Source organism: Odoribacter laneus YIT 12061 (assembly GCF_000243215.1).
Classification (GTDB): domain Bacteria; phylum Bacteroidota; class Bacteroidia; order Bacteroidales; family Marinifilaceae; genus Culturomica; species Culturomica lanea.
In genome coordinates, this window is the sequence record NZ_JH594597.1 from 333807 (window position 1) to 358034 (window position 24228).

The window sequence follows — 24228 nt, forward strand, 5'->3', positions numbered from 1 at the left end:
TTTATAATACGTTTGCATAAATTTTGAGGTTGTCCTAAAAGCTAAAATTCTGACTTTTCAAAAGGGATGTGTTTTAGGAACGCAATCGGTGCAATGAGAGTTTCCTGTTCCTATGGGTTGATCAAAACAGGAAATTGTGCATCAAAAATCTGAAAAGCTTTGCCTATCAGGTTTGGAAAGTCGCTAACTGGCCCAAAGAGAATTTTTGGAACAACCTCAATAATAAAATTTTTATGAAAAAAAGAATTTTGGTGACAGGCGGGGCCGGCTTTATTGGTTCACATCTTTGTAAAAGATTATTGGAAGAGGAAAATGAAGTTTTGTGCCTGGACAATTATTTTACAGGAAAAAAAACAAATGTCTTACCCCTTTTAAAAAATCCTTATTTTGAACTCGTCCGGCACGACATCATGAATCCCTACTATGCAGAAGTAGACGAAATTTACAATTTAGCTTGTCCGGCTTCCCCTATTCACTATCAATACGATCCGATACGTACCATCAATACTTCCATATTGGGCGCCATAAATGTATCCGGTTTAGCTCACCGGGTAAAAGCCAAAGTATTGCAGGCTTCTACCAGCGAAGTATACGGAGATCCTAAAATTCATCCGCAACCGGAATCCTATTGGGGAAACGTCAATCCCATAGGATTGCGTTCCTGTTATGACGAAGGTAAAAGATGTGCGGAAACAATATTCATGGACTATCACAGACAATACAAGATAAAGTGTAAAATTATCCGTATCTTCAATACTTACGGTCCGAACATGCATCCGAAAGACGGGAGGGTTATTTCCAATTACATCGTACAAGCTCTTCAGGGAAAAGAGATTACCGTATACGGAACAGGCCAGCAAACCCGAAGTTTCCAATATGTAGACGATCTCCTGGAAGGAATGATCAGAATGATGGCTACAGAAGACAACTTTACCGGTCCTATTAATATCGGCAATCCAGGAGAATACACTATGCTGGAACTAGCGGAAGTAGTCTTACGGCTTACCGGTTCCCGTTCCAAGATCAAATTTCTGCCTCTTCCTCCGGACGATCCCGTTCAACGCAAACCGGATATTTGTCTGGCGAAAGAAAAATTAAATTGGGAACCTCGTATTGCCTTGGAAGATGGCTTAAAAGAAACCATTGCTTACTTTAAAAAGATCCTATGACCGGTCGTCACTGACGATAAAAAAGCAAGAGGTACAAAAGAAATTTCTTACATAAGGAATTCTTCCTATCCAGGGAGTCAATTTCCGAGGTTTCAACCCGAATTTTATTTCGTAATGCGGATTGATAAAATAAAATTTCCGGCGTTCTATTTTATAATGGTAACGCTTGAGAAATTTTTCGCAGCTTTCGATTGTAATCCCGCAACTTTTTATGGATAAAAGTTCCTCTACAGTTCCTCGTTCTTCTCCTCCCGCTTTCAATATACCTTTATACAGAAAACGCGGAAGTAAATGGAAAAATGGCAAATGGGACAAAAAACGACTTTTACAAATCTGTTGATGCCCTCCGAAAGGCATATGCCAGGCAGGAAAACCCAAAAATATAATTCCTCCCGGTCGTAAAAACTCTTTGATTAACTCAAAAAAACGAACTTTATCCGGAATATGCTCAATGACATCATGCACCAGAATCAAATCGAAACTACCTTTCAAATGGGCTACGGTAAAAATATCGGCTGCAATTAATTCCACCCCGGGATAGCGGGCAGGATCCAACAAACGGGCCGCCTGTGCGATCCGCTCTTTTCCCAAATCGACTCCGGTAACCCGGCAACCTCTTTCTACAAAAGGCAATAAATTTCCTCCTACTCCGCAACCGATCTCCAGAACCTTCATTCCGGGCACGACCTTCCGGACTCCCTCCATAAAAGGCAATAAATATTTTTCCGTCGAATACGCTAATTCCTTAAAATACCGTTCCCCATCAACATGTCTCTCTTGCATACTCTTATTATATTAATCCATGACATCAAATCCACAGCATTTTGAAACCCGGCTTATACCTTTTGCAATTCCTCGTAAATTGAAAAAATATTCTGAGTTAAATTCGTCCAGGAAAACTTCTGCTTCAATTTTTGCATCTCTGCCGTAAAAGCAGTTGCCCGGGAATTTTCATAAAAATCCACAATGGCCTCTGCAATTCTTTCACTCGTCGGCTCCACGACATAACCTGCTACTTTATCGGCAATAATTTCCGACAAACCGCCGACATTTGTGACCAACATGGGTTTATCGAAATAATAACCGACCTGAGTCACCCCGCTTTGAGTGGCCGATTTATAGGGTTGAACAACCAGATCAGCCGCACAAAAATAATTATTTATTTCCGAAGAGGGAATATAGGACGTATGTAAAACTAACCGATCCTCCAATTCATATTTATGGATCAGTTCCTGATAATAAGCTTCATTCCCATAATACTCCCCCGCCACAATCAATTTTACTTTTCCCGTCTGCAAGCGCTTATCGGCCATAGCTTCTAACAATAAATCCAGGCCTTTATAATTCCGGATAAAACCAAAAAATAAAAGATAACGGTACTCCGGAGACAGATTCAGGTGTGCCAACGCCTTCTCCCGGGAAATAATCTCCCCATAATGATCGTAAATAGGATGAGGAGCGTATCTTCTCACCGGTTCCCGGACAAACTTCTCTAAATCTTTATATACTTCCCGGGACATAGCAATAAAGCCATCTATTTTCCCCGTGAAATAACGGGTAAGTAAACGATCCCCGATTCGTTTTTCATGGGGAATAATATTGTCCGCTATACAAATTAATTGCGTATGGCGATTTTTACGGACAATCCGGCAAATCGTGCCTAAAGCCGGAGCCATAAAAGGCAACCAATACCTTACAATTAGTAAATCCGGTTGACATCTTCTCAGCTCTCTCCCTACCGAAAGCCAATTTATAGGATTCACAGAATTTACTTTCCGTACATTCGGAATATTTTCCGGAGCAGCATCGTCTGTGTATTGGGTTTTCCCGGGAAAAAGAAAATCCGGATACTGCAACTTAAAATTAAAAATGGTCACCTCATGTCCCTCCCGTATGAACTGAATGGCCAGTCTTTCATTCAAAGCAGCTATTCCTCCCCGGTAGGGATGAGCCGGACCCAATATAACTATTTTCATACCACCTCCATTCATTTAAAAATTTTCCTCCCGCCTCTCTCCGATTTATGTCATCTATTTTAACTCAGCTCTTCTCACGACTCCGTTTCCCGCCTTCTCTCCTCTATTTGATCCAGAAGGACACTATCGACTTCCAGATCAAATTTCCGTGCAAAAAGGAAATCCTCCCTAAGCTCACTTTGCCTGATTAAAGTTTCCCAATCCTTTACTGTAAAAATCCGGGGACTTTCTTTCCCTTCTCCCCAATCGATATACCTCAAATCACTGTTCCAGATATTCTTCGCAATTTCCGGAGCGGAACAGAGAATCGAGGGAAACATAATCTCATCCGGGTTAGCAGTATACTGATGATATTTCCAGTAAGCCGGATGCGTCTCCAGATAGTCCAGTATATAATTTACACTACTCAACTTCAATCCCCACCAAAAACTTCCTCCAAAGGGCTTTATACCGGAAGGATGTTTCCTTTTGGTGAAAAAAAACCGAATGGCTTTAGGCAACATTGCCGGTTTATGACACAGCAAAACCAGGAAATGATAAAAATTCCGGAGCGTAAAAGCACAAGGCTCAATTTTAACCTGTTTTTTCCCCTCCGTTTTACTTAGCCCGATCCGGTAAGCCTCCAGTCTGTCCAAGCCTTTCCGCGGCCATATATCGGAAGGCAGAGAAAAATGAAACAAAAAATCAGTTGTCCGATGCGTTTCCAAAAACGCAGCAATACAACGATTCGACTTCAACGGATAGTCCTGCCCGCTTAACAAAATAACATGCCCCTCCTCTCCCTTCCTGCTGATTTCTCTCATGCAATTCAGTACGGCACTTACCTGAGAAATTGTCCCCCAAAGAATATCCACCCTTTCTGAAATAAAACATACATTCGGACGACTCAATTTTTCCTGAAAAGGGGAAATATCAGTTTTCCGATCCACATGAATGTAAAAATCCGTCTGTTCGGTTTCCAACTGTTCCACTAATCTGCACAGTTGTTCTGGATTTTTATGCACTAAAATAATATAATGTATCTTCATGCGGAATAAATAGAATTGGAACAAACTTCTTACAAAAGTAAGCTTAATTTAAGTTATATACCTAATTTCGTGCAGAAAATTGTTTTTCTTCCTCTCAGAGAAAAATTCCCGCATAATTATCATTATCTTCGCTTATTCAAAACCAATTCGTATGGATATCAGCATTTCCGTTATCATTTGTACTTACAACCGGGGACAACTTTTAAACCGTACTTTTGAAGCTTTGGTCCGGCAAACTTTACCGACCCATGAATTTGAAGTTATATTAATCAATAATAACAGCACCGACCAGACGGCAGAAATATGTCTGCATTTTCAGCAAACGCATCCTGAATTTCCTTTCCGCTATTTTAAAGAAAAACAGCAAGGCCTCTCTTATGCCCGCAACCGGGGAATTGAAGAATCCCATAGCGATCTCCTGGTATTTCTGGACGACGACGCTTTTGCTGAACCGGAATACCTTCAAAACATACAAATATTTTTTAAAACCCATCCGGATGCAGCAGCGGCGGGAGGACGCATTTATCCGGAATTCGAAACACAAAGACCTCCATGGATGTCCCACTTTATGCTATCTTTAGCTTCCACCTTAAACCTGGGAGAGCATGTCCGTTTGTTTAAGAAAAAATACCCCATCGGGGCCAATATGATCCTAAGACGTTCCACAATCGAAAAATACGGAGATTTTGACGTGGCATTAGGCCGGCGGGGAAACAAACTGGAAGGAGCCGAAGAAAAAGACCTTTTCTACAGGATAAGAAGAAACGGAGAAAAAATATATTATATCCCCCAGGCGATTGTCTATCATTTTGTTTCGGATAAACGTCTGGAGTTTGACTATTTCAAACGTCAGGCGATCGGTATCGGATACAGTGAGAAAGTAAGGGCTAAACGCCATTCTTCCCGGGAATATTTAAAAAGCATCACTTTAGAAATAGGGAAATGGGGCGCCACTTTTCTGCTTTGTCTGGGATATATGTTCCGGCTGCGATTCCGGGCAGGTTGGAGACTCGTCATATTCAGATGGTATGTTTCCCGAGGCTTGTTCTTCACCTCTAAATTATAACCATCTATGGACGCCAGACCCCTTATTTCCGTTATTATCCCGGTTTACAATACCCCCCTGCCTTATCTCGACAGATGTGTACACTCCGTATTTGTACAAACATACGCCGAAAAAGAGATTATCCTTATCGACGACGGAAGTAAACCGGCCCTAAAACATAAACTACAGGAATTAAAGGAACAAGATAAACGCATTCAATTAATACAACAAACCAATCAAGGAGTAGTAGCCGCCCGTAAAAAAGGAATAGAGGCAGCAAAAGGAACCTATTTATTTTTTCTCGATGCAGACGATTACCTTCATCCCTTCTTTTTTACTCAACTAGTGAAAAAAGCCCTCCAAACAAAATCAGAAGTGGTCGTCAGCAATCATATCCGGGTTTTTGCCAAGCGGGAAAAAAAACGGGGGAAAAATACATTTGATACACTTTCGCCCGAAACCTATATCAAGCTGCTGATTGAAACCCGGGATTTTTCCATTTGGGGAAAACTTTTCCACCGTTCTCTTTTTGAAAAAACACTGGATATGCCGGCAGAACTAAAAATAGGAGAAGATCTATATCTCTTACTTCAACTTCTCTTTTATGCCAAAAGCATTGCTGCGACAGACTTAGCGGGTTACTATTACCTGATTCAAGGAACGTCGGTCATGCATACCTACACTGCTGAAAAAGCCCTGAATAATCTTCTGGCTGCCCAATACATATCCCAACTTTTAGAAGCACATGCATTTGATCCGGAATACATTGCTGCCGTGAATCTTATCTTTCTGAAAGGTTCTTTTTTGTCCGGGAAACTAAAAAATCCCCGTCACCCTCTTATTCAACGAATTTATAAAAACTATTTTTCCATTGCCAGGAGCAATCGCTTTATCGGAAAAGCTGCAACATTTTATTTAATTCTCTTTAAAAAGCACCTCAATTTATCTCCTCTGACGGGCTATCTTTTGAATAAATTAAGCCAGAGAAAAGTATAACGTTATTCATACGCTCTCCCCTCCCTCTTTTAAACGATAAAACAATTTTTCCCATTGTTCCATAATTTTTTCCCTGGAAAAGCGTCCCGTACTATCGGCAGCTTCTCTGCCCATCTTCTCCCGTAATTCCCGGTCCTGTAATAAAAGAGATAATTTCTGAATAAATGCTTCCTCCTTCCCTTCTTCTATCAAAAAACCATTTCTGCCATCCTGAATGATCTCGCGTGGACCACATTGACAGGCATAGGCAACTACCGGCAAGCCACACGCCATAGCTTCAATCAGAACCATCGGCATTCCCTCAAAACGGGAAGTCATCACATATACCGAGCTTTTACAATATTCTTCCCGGATACCGGACACCGGTTGATGAATTTTTACGACATTTTCCAAACCGCTCTCCCGGATCCGTCGCATTAAGAACTCCTGCTCACTACCTTCCCCGAATATTTCTAAGGTCCAATCCGGAAAAGCAATTCTGATCTGCTTCCAAATAGCAATCAAACGATCATACCCTTTTTGGTAATCCAATCTTCCTACAGCTATTACTCTCTTTGCAGCCCAATTGGCATATTCCTCCCCCTTAAAGTCACAGGCATTGTGGATCACACAGATATTATCGGCTTTCCCCCACAACCGACGATCTTCTTCTGTCAACACCACAAACTTATCGTATTTCGAAGCCAGATATTTGTCTTTTTTCAACAACATCTTTTTGAGCAGGATACGCCAACCCAGCGTATTTTGAAGCCGATAAAAACGGGAAAAATGAAATTCCAATACTTTTTTACTTCCATCTCTGATCTTATATAAAAAATCGGATTCCTTTTTAAACAAAGAAATAACAATGTCCGCCCGTAACTCCATTAATAATTTCTCTAATCTCTTCCGATGAAGCCGCTTTTTCTTTAAACGGGGAATGAGTTTATTTCCCGGATTATCCCGGTAGTTTATTCCCAGATCAAAGCACTTTATACGTTCAGAAATCGCATAAAAAGGCAGATCCCCTTTCTGGTCTGTCGTAATAATGACGACCTCTTCTTTGAAGACATCCGCCAGGTAATTGGCCTTATTTACCAGGACCCTTTCCATGCCTCCTGCTGTCGCCAGCGACTGTATACAATAGACAATCTTCATACGTTAACGGGAATGTAGTAATTTATTGATCATACAACGGATAAAATATAACAAACGGACAGCCCTTTTCCCCCCAAAATTAAATAAACACAAACGCTCCCTTTTTTTCCAATTGCCAGTTAAAACCAAAGGACGTATTTTTAACGCCCGGAGTTGTTCCAAAAAAATTTTCCGGTCGGGATAAAAAGCCGGAGAAATTAAACAGACAAGTAAAATATAGAATACTTCCGACATTTCCGTCCTCACTTTTTTCCGGAAATGTATTTCCCATTTTTCTTGCTCTGCACATGCTTTCAGCGACTTTAAAACGAGCAGAATATCCTGCAATTTTTTCAGGTTCATCGTAGCTACTGCCGAAGCTGAATGCTGACGGTAGGCATAAAAAACAACCGGAACATACATCGCCTTCCGGGCAAATACAATCAAACGGGTGATAAAATCTTCATCTTCCAAAAAGGCAAGCTGTTCATTAAAAACAACTGACGACTGTTCCAGAAAATCCCGTTTTAACAAAAGTAACCAGCAATAAAAAGCACCCTGAAAAATGTTTTCATAAAATGTAAAGCCATTCATTAACTGACGGGCATAAGCTTTTCGTTGTTCAAACCGGAGGGAATCCCGCAAAAAACGGCCTTCCTGATCCACTTCTACCAACTCCCCCCTCACCACCTCTAATTGTTCGGCTTCTGCTACCGCTAATAACTGCCCTAAAGTAGCATCCATCAAATAATCATCCGCATCCATAAAATAAATATAGGTCCCCTTGGCTTTTTTCATTCCGTTATTCCGGGCAGCAGAAACTCCCTGATTCTTTTGGGTCATTATCTGTATATTGGAATGAAAGGCTGACAAACGGCCGACTTGAATCAAGCTATCGTCCCGAGAACCGTCATCCACCACAATGACCTCAAAATCCTCCTCTTTCAGTCCTTGCCGATACAGAGATTGCAAACATGTTCCAATATAACGACCCGCATTATAAACAGGTATAATTACAGATAACCTCATAAGTCTTTTTTCTATAGTTCTTTCCAAACTCCATCCAGCAATTCCCGTTGCCGTTTTACGATTTCCCGGATTTCTGATTTTATCTTTTCCAAATGAGCAGATAAATACAACATTTTTTCCCGGATTTCTGACACGATTTCTCCATTTTGCCAAATTCGTTCTTCCCCCGCTTCTACAATTAAATCTTCCCTTCCCAGACTTTCCCCAATCACTCCTTTGTATTTTACACTATAGGAAAGGCAAATAGCCGGAGTCCCCATCTGGAGAGCGGATACAGCCGGATGCATACGTCCTGTAAGCACATAGAGGCTATTGCCCAAAATAAAACGGGCCCGGGTCGGCAAAATTTTTTCTTTGACGACCACTATCTTAGACTTCAATCCGCAAGGAAGCAGCTTCCACAAATCCGTAATGTAGCCCGGCTCATCTCCATAGGGAGGAAAAGTATGAGCCAATAACACTATCTTTCGTTCGTCCGGACAATGTTCCTTTGCTATCATCTCCAGTATTTCCACAAAACGCTTCAGATAAAGGTCCCTATCCCGACAATAATAGCCATCGGCTTGCATGCCGGAAACAATAACAGTTATATATTCACGGGCTACCAGCCGATAGCGGTCCAATATATTTGTTTCTATATTTTTATCCCCCTGTAAAGGCAAATTACACAAAGCGAGATCCGCTATTTGCCGGACAGACAACCCAAACTCCTGCCGTAAATAAGTAACAGTCCAGGGATCCCGCGCATAAACGGCCAAACGAGGCAATAAATATTTTATTCCCCAGCGGTTTAACTTCAGCTGAAACGGACCTATCGTCTGCCCCAAAAGCACAACTTGGGTGTGAAAAGAATTTTTCCATTTTTCCAAAATGTCAAAGAAAACCGCCTTTTTAAAATAATATTCCGAAAAATCGTCCCCTCCCAAAGAAATGATCATATCGAACGCCTTACTATAGTTATTAAAAAATATACTTTTCCATTTCAACCATTTCTTCCACAAACCCGGAGGAGCTTTATGCCATTTTTCCTTCGCTTCATTGCGGAATTCAGACAAACAGATTCCCGGTCTTAATTCGGATAAAATTTGGGCCTTATCCGTATATTCATCCGGATAAAAATAAAATTCGACCTGCTCCGCTCCCCAACGCTCGGCCAGCCGTTGAATCGTTACCAGCCCCATCATGGCTGTCCCATAATTGTTCAAATTGGAAAAATGTTCGATCAATATCTTTTTTTTACTCATATCTTTTCCCCGATTTTAATAGACGGACAAGCTTTCGGATCAGTCTTTTCCATTTCCCCTGAGACACAGGTTTTACCATTTCTTCTATAAAAGGAATAAGCGGTTTTTCTTTCCAATGGGTAAAAAAATATTGCCGGTTCCGGGGTTCTGTAACTGATTTTTCCAAAGAAGGATTCCTTCTTACAACATACTCATAACGGGATTCTACTCCCTCACATTTGTCCTTGATCCTCTGAATAACTTCCTTTCCTTTTTCAGAATGGACAAAAACAGCCGAAATACCCCGGTCATCGTCCCATTCCGGTAAAACCTCCTCTATCCCCCAAAAATCCCCCAATGTGAGATCACTTCCACTGCGGAAGGATTTAACCGGGCAGGCATAACAGGAAGGGCGCAAATACAAATCCCCCAGAAACCCCCGCATAAAACTATTCTCTTTCCACGGCTCCGATATCCATTTTTTTATCCCGACCGAATTTTCTGCCGTCCCCTGAATTACAAAATTATAATTTTTCCATCCCTGTTCTTTGTTCCGAAAAGAAACCTCTTTCACCAAAGCCTCCTCTCCCACCGCTAACTTTTTCCCCAAAAGCTCCCGCAGATAGCTATCCCATATCCGGGGAGAAGGAACCCCATGGCAAATCACATCCAGGGTGATCAAATGTCCTTTTTCCTCCCCTAAATAACCCAATAAACCCGCAATTTGACAAGGAGTGCCACTAAATAAAACACAGCGGCCCGCTTTCAAAAACTGTTCTGCCTGCCGGTAACTATTACCAATCTTACTTTGTACGTATTTACTCCCCAGAAAAGGAGGCAACCCCTGCAATTGCTCCGTATAATCATGCACAACTTCCCAGCGATCGTTTAAACGGGCACCGAAAACCACTCCTCCTTCCGTTAAAATCTCTGCAGCAACCAAACTAAAGATTCCCCCGGAAGAGCTCCGGGAACGAACTTCTTCATCCCGGTTTTTCATGGCATATACTTCCGGTTGCCGTCCTTCCTCTTTCGGAGAAAGGACAGGACAAACCCTTTCACAGAGATGACAATCGATACATAAGGAAACAGCCGTCTCCGGATACAAAAATCCCTCTTCATCCTCCTTCATCCGGATACAACTTTTCGGACAACGCTGCACACAGGCATGACAGCCGACACATTTCTTTTTATCTATCAATGAAATCATGACCTTCGATAACGGTAAAAAACTTTTTGTACAGGCGACCAGAATAAATTCCTTTCATAAGGATTCATGACAAATTTCCATACAACTATCCCATAGGACAAAATATACAAAAGAATTTTTACGCCCAAGGAAAACCAATTGTCCTCCCCATATAGATTACTTAAAAAAGCACTGACAATCGCCACAAGAACAATGGGAAAGGTCATACGAATAATTTCCTTCCAAAAGAAAGGAATATTCAAATGTATTTTTTTATAATAATAAATATTCATGACGAAGATATTTCCTACGATCAAAGCAAAGGATGTACCGAGGGCATATCCCACTCCTCCGTATTCTTTCGCCAGAGGTATACTTATCGCCAAACTGAGTAAAGCTATCACAATATAAACCAAGGAACGGAATTTCTGCTGATTACGGGCTTGCAAAATCGTGATTCCTAAATTTTGAATCAAAGGAATCGTCAAAGGAATCAGGATAATTAATCCGATCAAATAAGCATCTTTAAATCCCGGACCTACCCAAAGGTAAATAAAAGATTTCCCAAACAATACGAATCCACTCAAAATTAAAGCCATCACCAAATACTGGATTCTTCCCAGTTTGACGAATAAATCCGAGATTTCAGAATCAGATTGTTTCTGAGTAACCATCTTCGTCAGTTTGGGAAGAAAAACGCCCGATACGGCCAAAGAAAAATTCATATAATAATTGGTAAGCTGCATCACAATTGCATACACAGCCGCTACCGTAGCCCCGGCAATAGAAGCCATTACAAAATTACCGGAACCCCAATAAATTTTATCGACAATTATTCCGATAAATACAAAAAAAGAATAATTGACAATTTCCCGGGTCAATCCCCATTCCAGTTTCTTAAAATAGAAACGGATATGTAACCGGAAAAAACAATACCAACAGTTTAAAAATAAGCAAAAAATATTCAAAACCGTAAACACCACCACCATAGCGACAGCCTTATAACCCATCAGCAAAAGCGGAATCATAATACAAGGCTGTAATACAATCCGGATAATATTTACCACTTTCTGGAATACAAAATTTTCATAGGCGATAATGATCGACCCAAATACCCCTAATGGAAAAGAAACCGCTACATTGAGTATCATGAGAAAAATCATGATCCGGGCTTCTTCGATTTCCTGTAAAGTCAGAGATTTTTCAAAAAATGAAGTGACATTGAAATAAAGCCCTAGGCCTGCCCCGAAGGCAAGTAAACCGATTAAACTGTACAGAATCAGAAACATTCCGAAAAGAGAATAAACCTTGTCTATCCGGCCTTGCGACTTAAAGCTTACCGTGTAACGCACAATCGCATTCCCAAATCCGAAATCCAATATTCCTAAAAAACCGGCTACATTGAAAACAGCGGCATACAACCCGTATTGGGACTGCCCCATGGTATTCATCATAAAAGGAGTATACAGTAATGTGATCACATTACTTAAAAGCAATGAAAAATAAGACAAAAAAGCACCTGCTTTCAACTGATTCACTTTCATACCGATTATTCCCCTTAAAACATTCCTGCAATTTTCTCCCACCTACTTCTGAAATATTCGTCATTCTTTTTAAAATCTCCTCCTTTTTCCACCTCCTATTTACACAAAAGTAGGAATTATTTGCTGAATCAGATATTTAATTTCTATTTTTGTTCATCTATTCATCTAATATCAATCAGGGTTGTGAAAAAAATCGATATAAAATCCATTTGGCCGTATGCCATTGCTATTGTATTATTCTTGGGCATCGCTTTGACATATTTCAGTCCTTTATTGGAAGGGAAAGTAATTAACCAGTCGGATATTTCTTCCTGGAAAGGAGCTTACGAAGAAATTCGCCAGTACGAAAGCCAAACCGGAGAAAATGCTTTATGGACAAATTCAATGTTCAGCGGTATGCCTGCCGTATCTATCGGCGGGGGAATACAATATACCGTCGTCCAGAAATTTTATAACCTTTTCTTTCCGTTGACCCGCCCCGCCAACGATTTGTTCTTACTTTTGTTCGGGTTTTATCTTTTATTGCTGGCCTTCCGGGTCAATCCCTGGTTAAGTATAGTGGGAGCCATTGCCTTTGCATTTTGTTCTTATAATTTCGAAATTATTCAGGTAGGACACAGTACAAAAGTCAATACAATCGCCTTTGCACCGATGGTCTTTGCAGCATTGGTATATGCTTACCGGAATAATTATTTACTCGGATCAGCTTTATTCGGACTTGCTGTAGCCTTTGAGATCATGTCCGCACATCCGCAGATTACGTATTACCTGATTTTTATCCTGCTGGCTTATACCCTGTCACAATTTTACACGGCCTTAAAAGCCAAGACCTTACCTAAATTTATCAAAACCTCTGTCTTTTTGGCCGTTGCAGCATTCCTCGGGGCCGGAACAAATGTTAGCTATCTGTGGCCCACCTGGGAATACGGAAAGTATACGATGCGGGGAGGGTCGGAACTGAGTATGCAAAACTCTCCCCAGACAACTGTCAACAAAGACGGATTAGACAAAGAATATGCTACATCCTGGAGTTATGGAATTGAAGAATCAGCCAATTTATTAATTCCGAATTTCAGGGGAGGCGCTTCCGGAGGACCTTTAGGTAAAAATTCGGAAACCTATAAAACCTTAAGCCGGGGAGGAGTAAGCAATGCCGATCAGATGATTAAGCAAATGCCCACTTATTGGGGCCCCCAGGCTTTTACCGCCGGACCGATGTATATGGGAGCTATCTCTATCTTTTTGTTCGTCCTCGGTCTTTTATTGGTAAAAGGACCTATGAAATGGTGGATAGCCGCTATTTCTGCCCTGGCTTTATTATTGGGATGGGGAAGGCATTTCCCTTTGGTATCCAATCTCTTCTTCGATTACGTGCCCCTTTACAATAAATTCCGGGTCCCCTCGATGATACTGGTTATTTTGCAGATTACCATTCCTCTTTTAGGTTTCTATTCCTTGAGTAAGGTTTTCAAAGGATGTTACGATAAAAAAACTTTTTCCAGAAATTTTAAAATAGCCCTGGGAATCACAGCTGGATTCTGCGCCCTCTTCCTGGTTTTCCCAGGGATTGCCGGTAGTTTTACCTCCCCTGCCGACGCCCAATATCCGGATTGGTTACAGAAAACATTGCCTGCGGACCGGGAAAGTCTGCTTCGGTACGACGCCTTCAGATCTCTGAGCTATATCGCACTGGGCGCTCTTACGGTATGGCTGGGTTATACTCAAAAACTCAAATTACCGTTGGCCATAGGCTGCCTCGGTCTATTGATACTAGCCGATATGTGGACCATCAATAAACGTTACTTGAACGATGAACATTTTGTCACACCCCGGGAATTCAACAATAATTTCGCTCTCCGCCCGGTAGACAAAGCCATATTGCAGGATGCTTCGGAAAGTTACAGGGTATTAGACTTAGCCGTGAATACGTTTAATGATTCCCATACCAGTTTCCACCACAAAACGATCGGAGGATACAGCGCCGTAAAATTACAGCGTTATCAGGATTTAATCGACTATCATATTTTACCTGAAATGCAGTCTTTTATAAAAGATTTGCAACAAAGCACTACCTTGGAAGATGTCGAAAATAGTCTGAACAAGCAGCATGTATTGAATATGCTAAATGCTAAATACATTGTTATTGATCCGAACTCAGCTCCGATTTTAAATCGCTCCGCCCTGGGAAATGCTTGGTTTGTGAACAACTACCAAATCGTAAACTCCCCGGATGAAGAAATTTTAAGCCTCAACAGGATAAATCCGAGGGAAACAGCTGTCATCGGAAAAGATTTTGCTGCTTCAGTTCAAGGAAAAACCTTCTCCCCCGATTCCACGGCAATAATAAAATTAGAGGAATATTCTCTCAACCGCCTGAAATACAAATCTCAGGCCACTACAGATCAATTGGCCGTGTTCAGTGAAATTTATTACCCTAAAGGCTGGGAAGTCAGTATAGACGGGCAACCTTCCGAGCTCTTCCGTACAGACTATATATTAAGGGGCATGATTGTTCCGGCCGGAGAACATACTATCACTTTTGAATACAAGCCTGCCTCCTACTATGAAGGAGCCGTTATCTCCCGTATATGTACCGGAATTTTGCTACTTCTCTTGGGAATAGCCGTTGTGCTGACAATAAAAAAGCGACGGGACACCCAGAAACAGACAAGGATAGCAGAGGCTTAAACCTTTGGGTTTTCTAAGAAAATTGATTTTGCATATTTTAAAAATTTGTAAGGCACCTTTACCTGGATGGCCGAATGTTTCTTATTTTAAAATGGATAGCGGTAATCAATAAATTCATCAAAGGGGAAATCAGGTTAAAAAAACAATAAGGCAAATAATCCAAGGTAGCCACTCCCAAGACTTTAGCCTGAGTCGCCCCGCAACTATTCCAAGGCACCAATACAGAAGTAACCGTAGCAGAATCCTCTAAGGCCCGGCTAAGTACTTCCGGCTTGAGTCCCTTTTCCTGATAAAGTTTTTGTAACATCTTCCCGGGAATGACAATCGCCAGATATTGGTCGCAAGCCGTGATATTAAAAAAGATACAGGTCAGCAGAGTCGAACCGACCAAAGAGGTCTGATTGACAATAAATTTTAAAAAGGTTTCTGTCACTTTCTTTAAAAAACCGCAGGCATCCATAACGCCCCCGAATGTCAAAGCCGTCAAAATCAGGAATACGGTATTCAACATTCCTTCCATCCCCCCTGTCGAAAGAAGTTTATCCACCTCCGTTAGTCCGGTTTCCAAATTCATTCCTCCAAAAACAGATTGCATCAATAACTGATATTTATTCTGAAAATGCTGAGTAGCCAAGAGCTGATTCAGCAAATCCGACTGAAAGATACAAGCGAATAAAATGCCTAAAACAGTACCGGCCAACAGGACGGGAATAGGAGGCACTTTCTTGATAATAAGAAAAATCAGAAGCACAGGCACGAATAACAACCCTAGATTGGTATTAAAAGTAGCAGCAATTCCCTGTTTGATAAATCCTGTATTTATTTCCGAAGCATTGTTTACATAAAAAATACCGATTATTCCAAAAATCAGAAGGGTAAGTAGAAAAGTAGGCCCCGTCGTGTACACCAAATAACGGATATGGGTAAAAACATCCGTCCCCGCAACGGCAGGTGCCAGATTGGTAGTGTCCGAAAGCGGCGACATCTTATCACCGAAATAAGCGCCTGAAATAACCGCCCCTGCCACCAGACCGGCAGGAAAATGAAAAGCATTCCCGATCCCAATAATCGCCACTCCGATGGTTGCAATAGTCGACCAAGAACTGCCGGTAGCCAGAGAAACAATACCGCATAACACAACGGAAGCCAACAGGAAATAAGCAGGATGCATAATATCCACACCATAGTAAATCATCAGGGGAATCACCCCGCTGATCATCCAACTCCCACTCAGCGCTCCGATTAAGAACAAAATCAATATCGAAGGCATTGCAGCATGTATCGTATGCAAAATCTTTTCCTGCATGCTTGCCCAACGTACCCCATTTCTCCACCCGATCATTCCTCCGATGGTTGCTGCAATGATCAAAGCCGTCTGATTGGCTCCCCCCAAAGTTTCATCGAAATACATCACATTGAAAAACAACAGCACGATTAAAACAATCACCGGGATAAGGGATTGTAAAAATGTTGGATTCTTTGAAACTGTCATTCAGATCACTTAAAATATAAAAATACTAACAAGGCCGGTCCTTAAGGCGGTCTTAAAATTTACTAAAACACAAATATTTACAACGCCAGATGACGCACAAACCCATTTTATCAAAAAGGCAAAGTTATAATAATTTCGTTTTCTCCCACAGGGACAACAGTTCCACTCGCTATAAAAAAGAGTATTTTAAGTATTTATAAATTTTATTCCGAATTTAAACCCTAACTTTGCAAACACAACCCCCATAGAATGACCAAACAATTCGGAAGGGGTTTTATTTACAGCTAACATTCAGTGAAACATTCTTATATGGAAAGAAGGGATTTTGAAATTATGGCTCCGGTAGGTTCTTACGAATCTTTATCTGCGGCTTTGCAAGGAGGAGCGGATTCTGTCTATTTTGGAGTAGAAGGTTTAAATATGCGGGCCCGTTCTTCTGCTAATTTTACCTTGGACGACTTACAACATATTGTGCAGCTTTGCAACAAGAAAAAAGTCAAAACCTACCTGACGGTCAATACCATCCTCTACAATACGGAACTGCAAAAAATGCATGAAGTGATAGATTGTGCTAAAAAAGCCGGTGTCACAGCCATCATTGCTTCCGATATCGCAGCTATCCTTTATGCCCGCTCCATAGGGGTAGAAGTTCATATCAGTACCCAATGCAATATCACGAATTACGAGGCTCTCCGGTTTTATGCGCAATATGCGGATGTTGTCGTGTTAGCCCGCGAAATGGATATGAACCAGGTAGCAGACATCCACCGCAGAATTCAGGCCGAAAACTTACGAGGTCCTCACGGAAAATTAATACGCATCGAAATGTTTGCCCACGGTGCCCTTTGTATGGCCGTATCTGGAAAATGTTACCTCAGTCTGCACGAGAAAAATGCTTCAGCCAACCGGGGAGCATGTTTTCAAATTTGTCGCAGAGCCTATACCGTAAAAGACAAAGAGGAAGAAATCGAACTGGAAATCGACAATGAATATATCATGTCACCCAAAGATCTATGCACAATCGGTTTTCTGAATAAAATGATCGAGGCAGGAGTGAGAGTTTTCAAACTGGAAGGCCGCGCCCGGCCGGCAGAATATGTGCTTACGGTATGCCGTTGCTATAATGAGGCCTTAAATGCCTGTCTTCAGGGAAGCTATACAACTGAAAAAATCCAAGCCTGGAAAGCCCAACTGTCCACCGTTTTCAACCGCGGATTCTGGGATGGCTATTATTTGGGAAAACGCTTAGGGGAATGGAGCGAAGTATACGGTTCAAAAGCCACCCGGAAAAAGATAGCCTTGGGAAAAGTGACGAATTATTTTTCCAATTTAAAAGTGGGAGAATTTAAATTGGAATCTGCAGATTTACAGAAAAATGACGAAATACTCATCACAGGAGAAACGACAGGAGTGCTGGAAATGAAGGTACCCGAAATGCGGGTAGACCTGATCCCGGTGGAAAAAATAGAAAAAGGAACCTTATTCTCCATGCCCGTTCCCCGGAAGGTACGCCGCGGAGACAAATTATACAAATGGGTTGAAACCACTCCAGACCTTATGCAATAATACTTTTATAAGTACAACATTAAAATTGCTGATACACTTCAGAAATGTGATAAGCCGGAATCAAGGAGTTTACAAAATTCCCACATCCGTCGGAGGACTTATTCTTCAAAAACCGATACGATTTCCAGAAGAATGTCAGTTTCCTTCAAAAGTATTTATTCCACCCCTTATCCGGCCTTACGAATGTTTTTTCTGAAAAAACGCGAAAAAGAAGAAGCAGATTTGGATAACTTAAAAATTTAGTTATATTTTTGGGGTATTCAATCTCTGTTTGAAAGAGGGAATACCCATCCAGAAAAAGTAACAGATGAGGAAGGATCCCCACAGAAATGCCTGGGAAACCTCTGCCGGAAAGAAATAGACTAATTTGAAAAAAATGAAAGAATTAACCAGAGCCGAAGAACAGATTATGCAAGTCTTATGGGACTTGGAAAAAGCTTTCGTAAAAGAAATCCGGGATAAATTACCGGAACCCAAACCTGCCTATAATACCGTCTCTACGATTGTCCGTATTTTACAGGACAAAGGATTTGTCAGTCATGAAGCCTTCGGAAAAAGTCATCGCTATTTTCCCCTGGTGGACAAAGAAACGTACACCCATAAATTTATGCGGAATTTTGTAGGCAATTATTTCGATAACTCTTTTTCCCGGATGATCTCTTTCTTTGCTAAAAAAGAAGATATTAACTTACAGGAATTAGAAGAAATTCTGCAAAACATTAAAGAGCATTCACAAGATTAATTTCTTATTATGGCATTTGTTTCCTATATCGTAAAATCGGGAATTATACTGATTGTCTTATTGATTTATTACGAAATAGTATTGAAAAGGCAAACTTCTTTCAAATTAAACAGATTTTATTTGCTGGGTTCATTATTATTTGCAGCAGGAATACCTTTTATACATATTTCATATCCGTTTTTTAAAGAGGTTTCTCCCATCAATATCCTTTCTTCCCCGGTGACAAATGTCCTGATTGACGGAGAGATAAGCGTAATTCCCCAGACCGGTGTCGGATGGGGACAGTATTTCATTTATTTCTATTTATGCGGAGTAATTATTTTTTCGATTCGTTATTTCCATTTTTGGTATCATATTTTTAAGCTGTTTTCCATTTTACCCCACAAAAAAATCCGGGGCTTACACATTTACCTGCTTTCTTCAACCATTCCGACTTTTTCTCTATTCCACCATCTCTTTTTTAATCCCCAAGGATTGGATAAAAAGAACCGACGGAAAATTTTCGAACACGAAAAAATTCATATCCGACAATGGCATAGCCTGGATATACAAATAAGCGAAATCATCTGTATTTTCAACTGGTTTAATCCGCTTGTCTGGATTTTCAAACGTTATATAATACAAAATCACGAATATATTGCAGATCAACAGGTCGTGCAGCAATTTCAGGCAAGCGGTTACCTGCAATTACTTGTCTACCAAACGCTGAAGGGAAATACTTCCTTCCGGAATTATTTTTCCTGCTCAAATTTAAAGAAAAGGGTAAAGATGATTACTCACGCTAAACCCGAGAAATCTAAATATTGGAATTATATTCCGGTTTTCCTGATAAGTAGTGTTTTATTCTTTTGCTCTACTTCTATCGCTATCGGAACTTCGGAATCTCCGGCAACCGATCTTTCTTCTTCTCTCCCTGTTGTAAAAGATCAGACAGCTTCGGCTTCTCTTCCGTTGCAAACCGGAGAAACGAAGGATACAGAAGCTGTTTTTCCGCCGGGAAATGTCAGGAACTGGATTAACCAACATATAAAATATCCGGTAGAGGCCATAGAAAAAAAATTACAGGGCACTGTTATTGTTGCCTTTACTATAGATGAAGCAGGAAAAAAGCAAAACGTCAGCATCTCACAAAGTTTAGCTCCATCGCTGGATGCCGAAGCGCTAAGACTTGTTCAAAGCATGCCGGACTGGAAATCCGCCGTTAAAGACGGGAAAAGGGTTAGTTCCTCTTTTGCTATCCCCATTCATTTCCGGCTTTCCCCGGCACAATCTTCCGAAACCTCTGTTCCAGAAAAAAAAGCCCTCTCCAAAGCAGAAGAAATGCCCCGATTCGGGGAAGATGTGACACAATGGATAAACAAACATATCCGATACCCAGCCGAAGCACAAGCTGCCGGCTACAAAAGCAAAGTGTACGTTCATTTTATAGTAGATAAAAACGGAGATGTCAAAGAGGTAGAATTAACCCATAAAAGCCCCCATGAAGTACTCAATCAGGAAGCGATTCGGGTTATAAAATCTATGCCTAGATGGGAAAGTCCGGGAAAAGTAGAAGGCAAACCCGTAAATGTATCCTATACTCTTCCCATTAACTTTCTCAATAACTCCCCCGGGTATCCCGACGGAAAAGGATAAAACGAATTTTCCATTGTGAAAAAAATTTCTATCTTTGTTTGGCTAGGCGAAGAAATTCGTCTATTTCAAAACTGTCTTTTTAGCTCCTTATTTTAAGGAGGTTAAAATTTATAGATATCAATTCATCATAATTAATAGAACAAACCTATGAACGAGGAAGTAAAATTATTCATGGATGATGCCAAAGAGCAAATGGAAAATGCGTTAAATCATCTGGAAAATGAACTGGCCAAGATCAGAGCCGGCAGAGCGAATCCCAAAATCCTGAACGATGTGTTGGTCGAATATTACGGTACGCCGACTCCCCTGGCTCAGGTTGCGAATATTACTTCACCCGATCCCCGCACGATCACCGTACAGCCTTGGGAAAGACAGATGATCAGCCCCATCGAAAAGGCAATTCGGAATGCAAATCTCGGTTTTAATCCCGATAATAACGGGGAACTGATCCGTATCAACGTTCCTCCTTTAACCGAAGAACGCAGAAAAGACCTGGTAAAACAATCCCGCACCATCGGCGAAACCGCCAAAGTAAGTATACGCAATGCCCGACGGGATGCCATCGATCAGTTTAAAAAAATGACGAAAGAAGGTTTACCGGAAGATGCAGCCAAAGATGCAGAAGCAGATGTACAAAAATTGACAGATGCTTACAGCAAAAAGATTGAGGATATGCTGGCTATGAAAGAAAAAGATATTATGACAATTTAATCTTCCGGAAAACTCTCAATAAGTATCCCATTAAAAATAGAAAGGATGGTCCAAAAAGTTAAAATTTCGATTTTTCGGACCATCCTTTTTATTTTTGATAAATCAGCTTGGCTTTTTCGAGATCAGCCGGCGTATCTATACCGATTGATTCGTGTTCTGTTATTTTTACAGCAATATGATAACCATTTTCCAGCCATCTCAACTGTTCCAGGGATTCCGCTTTCTCCAATCTTCCCGGCAATAAAGCCGTAATCTCTTTCAACACCTCCGGACGGTAAGCGTACATACCTACATGTTTATAAAAAGCAGTTTCTGCAAACCAATCCTGTGTTTCCACACCTCTGCAATACGGTATAGGGGAACGGGAAAAATACAAGGCCTTTCCGTCACCGGAAAACACCACTTTCACTTTGTTCGGATCAAAAATATCTGTATTGTTGTCAAATTGTTTAGCCAATGTGGCTATTTGTATCTCCGGATCTTCAAAACAATTCGCCAGAGCCCGAATTTGTTCAGGCAATATAAAGGGTTCATCTCCCTGAATATTGATGACTACATCGTAAGAAAGATCCCGTTCACTGACGATTTTACAATAAGCTTCAAAACACCGGTCTGTACCACTTCGGTGAGCGACAGCAGTCATGACCGCCCGTCCGCCAAAAGCCATAACCTTCCTATATATCCGATCATCATCCGTCGCCACAAACACATCTGAGCTAACCTTTGCAGCTTTCTCGACCACATGCTGTATAACCGGTTTCCCCCCGATTTCAGCCAAAGGCTTACCGGGAAAACGGGTAGAAGCATAACGGGCAGGAATAATTATCAACAACTTCATCATCTTTATTTCTGAACTTCCTTTGTTTCGCGTATGTCCTTTTTTACCATCTGGCATTTCCCATCGAAAAACACACCCTCTTCTATCGACAAAACAGAAGAGAGAATATCTCCGACAATCCGGGCCGGAGCTTTTAAGGTCACGGCAGCTTCCGCCGTGATATTTCCGATCACCACCCCTATCACATCAACATTGACACATTCTATATCTCCTTCTATCTTTGCTGTATTTCCCACTACTAGCCGGCCGGAAGTGTGGATTTTTCCTTTAATTGTCCCATCTATCCGGATATCGTTTTTGGTCTTAATATCCCCGACAATATGAGTACCCTCACAAATCAAGTTTACAGCATTACTGTTTGGTTCTTTCCCCATATTCTTCTATTTTTATATTTACATTTTCCTATTTTCCGGCTTTACCGCCCTTGTTTTTCAAAAGTCGGCCACAGGCTTTCCTCGCAGGCTTCCCGGTTCTTCCTATTTGACAGTTCTGTCTTGCAGTTTCAATCCCTTCTCAATAACTGTACGCGGATGTAAAAGCAGACAAGAAGTTACCAAATGTCCCTTTATCACTGCACTTTCTTTTAAACAAGCCTTTCCGGACACTTGTACATCCCCTGTAATCAAACCGGCAGATAACAAATCAGCACAACTCACATTCCCTTCCACTTTTGCTCCCGCAGGCAGAAAAAAAGTAGCTTTACAATGAACATTACCCGTCAATGTCCCTTTTAAACAGACGTTTTTATCCGAAAAAATATCTCCTTTTACCACGGTTCCCTCCAGTATCAACGAACCGCTATTTCCTATATTAAAATCACTTTGACCCATTTTTACTCCAAAACAAATACGAATTAACTAAAAAACACCTGCAAATCCAAATAATTAATTTAAAGATTTACCCTCTACACCCAAAGAATACATTTAAGGGAATTGTTATTTCCTTCAAATCCGTCAGATCCGCTTCTATCCTTTCCCTCTATTTTCCTCCAACAAGCACCATCGTTAACGGAAATATCAATACCCTGTGCTGAAAACAAGGCAACGAACAGGAACAGGCTTATTTATATAATTACGACCCTTTTTGACGCCTGACTTCTGCTTCCTTTAAAGAAAATAATGGTTTATTCTGGAACAATTCTTCAGGGAAATATAATGTTTCCGGTTTATCGTACGACGGAAACGGAAACTTAAAAAGCTTGAAACGATTTGACGGAGAAGATAGCGTAAAGCATGATTTCACCTATCATTATTCTAACCCTGTCAGCCGGAATGCTTTATCCCAGGTAACAAACAAGGGAATAAACTCTCCCTTATACCGCTACGACAAATTGGGAAATATGCTATACGACGGCCGTAGGGATATTTACCTTTCATACAATCTACTAAATTTACCCGATACCATCAGTCAGGGTTCGGATAATATTTCGTATATTTACACTGCAGGAGGAGAAAAACTGGCGCAGCGCATAGGGAGTTCTTATACATATTACAGGGGAGTGATAATTTACGCAGGAAATACCCTTTCCTATATCAAACAGCCGGAAAGCCTTATCCGCAAAGACAGCCCCTATTACACCTACAACTACTTCTTAAAAGCTCATCTGGGCAATACCCGAGTGTTGCTGGAAGCCGTAGAAGACAGTTTAAGAACCGTTCAGACAACAGATTGTTATCCCTTCAGCCTTTCCTTTGAAAACAACAACCTAAACCGGAACAAATATCCATACATCGGTAAAGAATTCCAGAACGTTTCCTTAGGAGGCCGGATGCTATCGATGTACGATTTCGGGGCTCGCTCTTACGATCCGGAAACCGGCCGTTGGTTTAACATTGACCCAGCCCTTCAGCTAGCCACTCCCTATGGCTTTTGTGGAAACAATAAGAGCAGCGGAAACTCAAGGCGTTTTAAGCGGATTATTCTATGGTGATGATACTATTTGGAGAATTATATTTAAATAATAATAGATTAATTATGAAACTATTGATTTTATTAATGATATTCTCTTTTGTAACAGGTTGTAAGAATTCTAAAATTACATCGAATAAGGAAAAACAGGTAGAAAAAGATTCTTTACTAAATATTAAAGAACAAATTACAGAAGATACTTCTATAAGTCGTGCTGTCATACATAAAATGATAGAAGAGGATGAGCTATTAAATAAGTACAGAAGAATTCCCGAGGATTCTTTATTACTTACTAAAATTCATTATAAAGACACAATTCCGAATTATATAATC

22 protein-coding genes are annotated in these 24228 nt (G+C 40.9%); 10 read left to right on the forward strand and 12 right to left on the reverse strand.

Features of this window, described 5'->3' with window-relative positions; genetic code table 11:
* Nucleotides 1-233 precede the first annotated feature (233 nt).
* Entirely contained in the window at nucleotides 234-1169 is a 936-nt protein-coding gene (locus tag HMPREF9449_RS13760; RefSeq protein WP_009137876.1) for a UDP-glucuronic acid decarboxylase family protein, read from the forward strand.
* Here the strand turns inward: HMPREF9449_RS13760 and HMPREF9449_RS13765 are convergent.
* From HMPREF9449_RS13765 to HMPREF9449_RS13775, 3 genes are all read right to left on the reverse strand, one after another.
* Nucleotides 1164-1952: a class I SAM-dependent methyltransferase gene (locus HMPREF9449_RS13765; RefSeq protein ID WP_009137877.1), complete on the reverse strand. Its 789-nt coding sequence runs from the start codon at nucleotides 1950-1952 to the stop codon at nucleotides 1164-1166. The genes HMPREF9449_RS13760 and HMPREF9449_RS13765 overlap by 6 nt on opposite strands.
* 53 nt (nucleotides 1953-2005) lie before the next feature.
* Entirely contained in the window at nucleotides 2006-3145 is a 1140-nt protein-coding gene (locus HMPREF9449_RS13770; RefSeq protein ID WP_009137878.1) for a glycosyltransferase, read from the reverse strand.
* Nucleotides 3146-3219: 74 nt separating this feature from the next.
* Nucleotides 3220-4173 carry a beta-1,6-N-acetylglucosaminyltransferase gene (locus HMPREF9449_RS13775; RefSeq protein ID WP_009137879.1) on the reverse strand — a complete coding sequence of 318 codons (954 nt, stop codon included), beginning with the start codon at nucleotides 4171-4173 and terminating at the stop codon, nucleotides 3220-3222.
* A gap of 151 nt (nucleotides 4174-4324) precedes the next feature.
* On the opposite strand from HMPREF9449_RS13775, the gene HMPREF9449_RS13780 reads away from it, so the two are divergent.
* Together HMPREF9449_RS13780 and HMPREF9449_RS13785 are read left to right on the forward strand one after the other, a co-directional pair.
* Nucleotides 4325-5239, forward strand: coding sequence for a glycosyltransferase (locus tag HMPREF9449_RS13780; protein ID WP_009137880.1), 915 nt, complete (start codon nucleotides 4325-4327; stop codon nucleotides 5237-5239).
* A gap of 6 nt (nucleotides 5240-5245) precedes the next feature.
* Nucleotides 5246-6214, forward strand: a complete 969-nt coding sequence (locus tag HMPREF9449_RS13785) for a glycosyltransferase family 2 protein (protein ID WP_009137881.1) — start codon at nucleotides 5246-5248, stop codon at nucleotides 6212-6214.
* 6 nt (nucleotides 6215-6220) lie between these two features.
* On the opposite strand, the gene HMPREF9449_RS13790 is transcribed toward HMPREF9449_RS13785, so the two are convergent.
* From HMPREF9449_RS13790 to HMPREF9449_RS13810, 5 genes are read right to left on the reverse strand one after another with little or no spacing between them, the layout of a single operon-like run.
* A complete protein-coding gene (locus HMPREF9449_RS13790; protein ID WP_009137882.1) occupies nucleotides 6221-7351 on the reverse strand; it encodes a glycosyltransferase family 4 protein in 1131 nt (376 codons plus the stop codon).
* Between the two features lie 3 nt (nucleotides 7352-7354).
* A complete protein-coding gene (locus HMPREF9449_RS13795; protein WP_009137883.1) occupies nucleotides 7355-8359 on the reverse strand; it encodes a glycosyltransferase family 2 protein in 1005 nt (334 codons plus the stop codon).
* A gap of 11 nt (nucleotides 8360-8370) precedes the next feature.
* Complete coding sequence (locus tag HMPREF9449_RS13800) at nucleotides 8371-9603, reverse strand: polysaccharide pyruvyl transferase family protein (protein ID WP_009137884.1); 1233 nt, start codon at nucleotides 9601-9603, stop codon at nucleotides 8371-8373.
* Nucleotides 9596-10792: a Coenzyme F420 hydrogenase/dehydrogenase, beta subunit C-terminal domain gene (locus HMPREF9449_RS13805; protein WP_009137885.1), complete on the reverse strand. Its 1197-nt coding sequence runs from the start codon at nucleotides 10790-10792 to the stop codon at nucleotides 9596-9598. The genes HMPREF9449_RS13800 and HMPREF9449_RS13805 overlap by 8 nt, the downstream gene beginning before the upstream one ends.
* Complete coding sequence (locus HMPREF9449_RS13810) at nucleotides 10789-12315, reverse strand: oligosaccharide flippase family protein (protein ID WP_009137886.1); 1527 nt, start codon at nucleotides 12313-12315, stop codon at nucleotides 10789-10791. Before HMPREF9449_RS13810 ends, HMPREF9449_RS13805 begins: the two co-directional genes overlap by 4 nt.
* A 183-nt stretch (nucleotides 12316-12498) precedes the next feature.
* Between HMPREF9449_RS13810 and HMPREF9449_RS13815 the strand changes: the two genes are divergently transcribed.
* Nucleotides 12499-15003: a YfhO family protein gene (locus HMPREF9449_RS13815; protein ID WP_009137887.1), complete on the forward strand. Its 2505-nt coding sequence runs from the start codon at nucleotides 12499-12501 to the stop codon at nucleotides 15001-15003.
* Between the two features lie 58 nt (nucleotides 15004-15061).
* Here the strand turns inward: HMPREF9449_RS13815 and nhaC are convergent, their stop codons facing one another.
* Nucleotides 15062-16495, reverse strand: coding sequence for a Na+/H+ antiporter NhaC (gene nhaC / locus HMPREF9449_RS13820; RefSeq protein ID WP_009137888.1), 1434 nt, complete (start codon nucleotides 16493-16495; stop codon nucleotides 15062-15064).
* 309 nt (nucleotides 16496-16804) lie between these two features.
* Between nhaC and HMPREF9449_RS13825 the strand changes: the two genes are divergently transcribed.
* From HMPREF9449_RS13825 to frr, 4 genes are all read left to right on the forward strand, one after another.
* A complete protein-coding gene (locus HMPREF9449_RS13825; protein WP_009137890.1) occupies nucleotides 16805-18061 on the forward strand; it encodes a peptidase U32 family protein in 1257 nt (418 codons plus the stop codon).
* 376 nt (nucleotides 18062-18437) lie between these two features.
* Nucleotides 18438-18803 carry a BlaI/MecI/CopY family transcriptional regulator gene (locus HMPREF9449_RS13830; RefSeq protein ID WP_009137891.1) on the forward strand — a complete coding sequence of 122 codons (366 nt, stop codon included), beginning with the start codon at nucleotides 18438-18440 and terminating at the stop codon, nucleotides 18801-18803.
* 9 nt (nucleotides 18804-18812) lie between these two features.
* Nucleotides 18813-20438 (forward strand): M56 family metallopeptidase, encoded by a 1626-nt coding sequence (locus tag HMPREF9449_RS13835; protein ID WP_009137892.1) that lies wholly within the window; start codon nucleotides 18813-18815, stop codon nucleotides 20436-20438.
* Nucleotides 20439-20585: 147 nt separating this feature from the next.
* The gene (frr, locus tag HMPREF9449_RS13840; RefSeq protein ID WP_009137893.1) at nucleotides 20586-21149 is read left to right on the forward strand and encodes a ribosome recycling factor; all 564 of its coding nucleotides are present in this window, start codon (nucleotides 20586-20588) and stop codon (nucleotides 21147-21149) included.
* An 88-nt stretch (nucleotides 21150-21237) separates the two neighbouring features.
* On the opposite strand, the gene kdsB is transcribed toward frr, so the two are convergent.
* The 3 genes from kdsB to HMPREF9449_RS13855 all read right to left on the reverse strand — a co-directional run bounded on the left by kdsB (nucleotide 21238) and on the right by HMPREF9449_RS13855 (nucleotide 22817).
* The gene (kdsB, locus tag HMPREF9449_RS13845; protein WP_009137894.1) at nucleotides 21238-21987 is read right to left on the reverse strand and encodes a 3-deoxy-manno-octulosonate cytidylyltransferase; all 750 of its coding nucleotides are present in this window, start codon (nucleotides 21985-21987) and stop codon (nucleotides 21238-21240) included.
* Nucleotides 21988-21992: 5 nt separating this feature from the next.
* Nucleotides 21993-22361, reverse strand: coding sequence for a bactofilin family protein (locus HMPREF9449_RS13850; RefSeq protein ID WP_009137895.1), 369 nt, complete (start codon nucleotides 22359-22361; stop codon nucleotides 21993-21995).
* Nucleotides 22362-22463: 102 nt separating this feature from the next.
* Complete coding sequence (locus HMPREF9449_RS13855; RefSeq protein ID WP_009137896.1) at nucleotides 22464-22817, reverse strand: bactofilin family protein; 354 nt, start codon at nucleotides 22815-22817, stop codon at nucleotides 22464-22466.
* 368 nt (nucleotides 22818-23185) lie between these two features.
* Here HMPREF9449_RS13855 and HMPREF9449_RS13860 point away from each other — a divergent pair, with 368 nt between their 5' ends.
* Entirely contained in the window at nucleotides 23186-23917 is a 732-nt protein-coding gene (locus HMPREF9449_RS13860; RefSeq protein ID WP_009137897.1) for an RHS repeat-associated core domain-containing protein, read from the forward strand.
* A 44-nt stretch (nucleotides 23918-23961) separates the two neighbouring features.
* Nucleotides 23962-24228, forward strand: a 267-nt coding sequence (locus HMPREF9449_RS16720; protein ID WP_187118605.1) for a hypothetical protein, incomplete at its 3' end; no start/stop codon positions are given.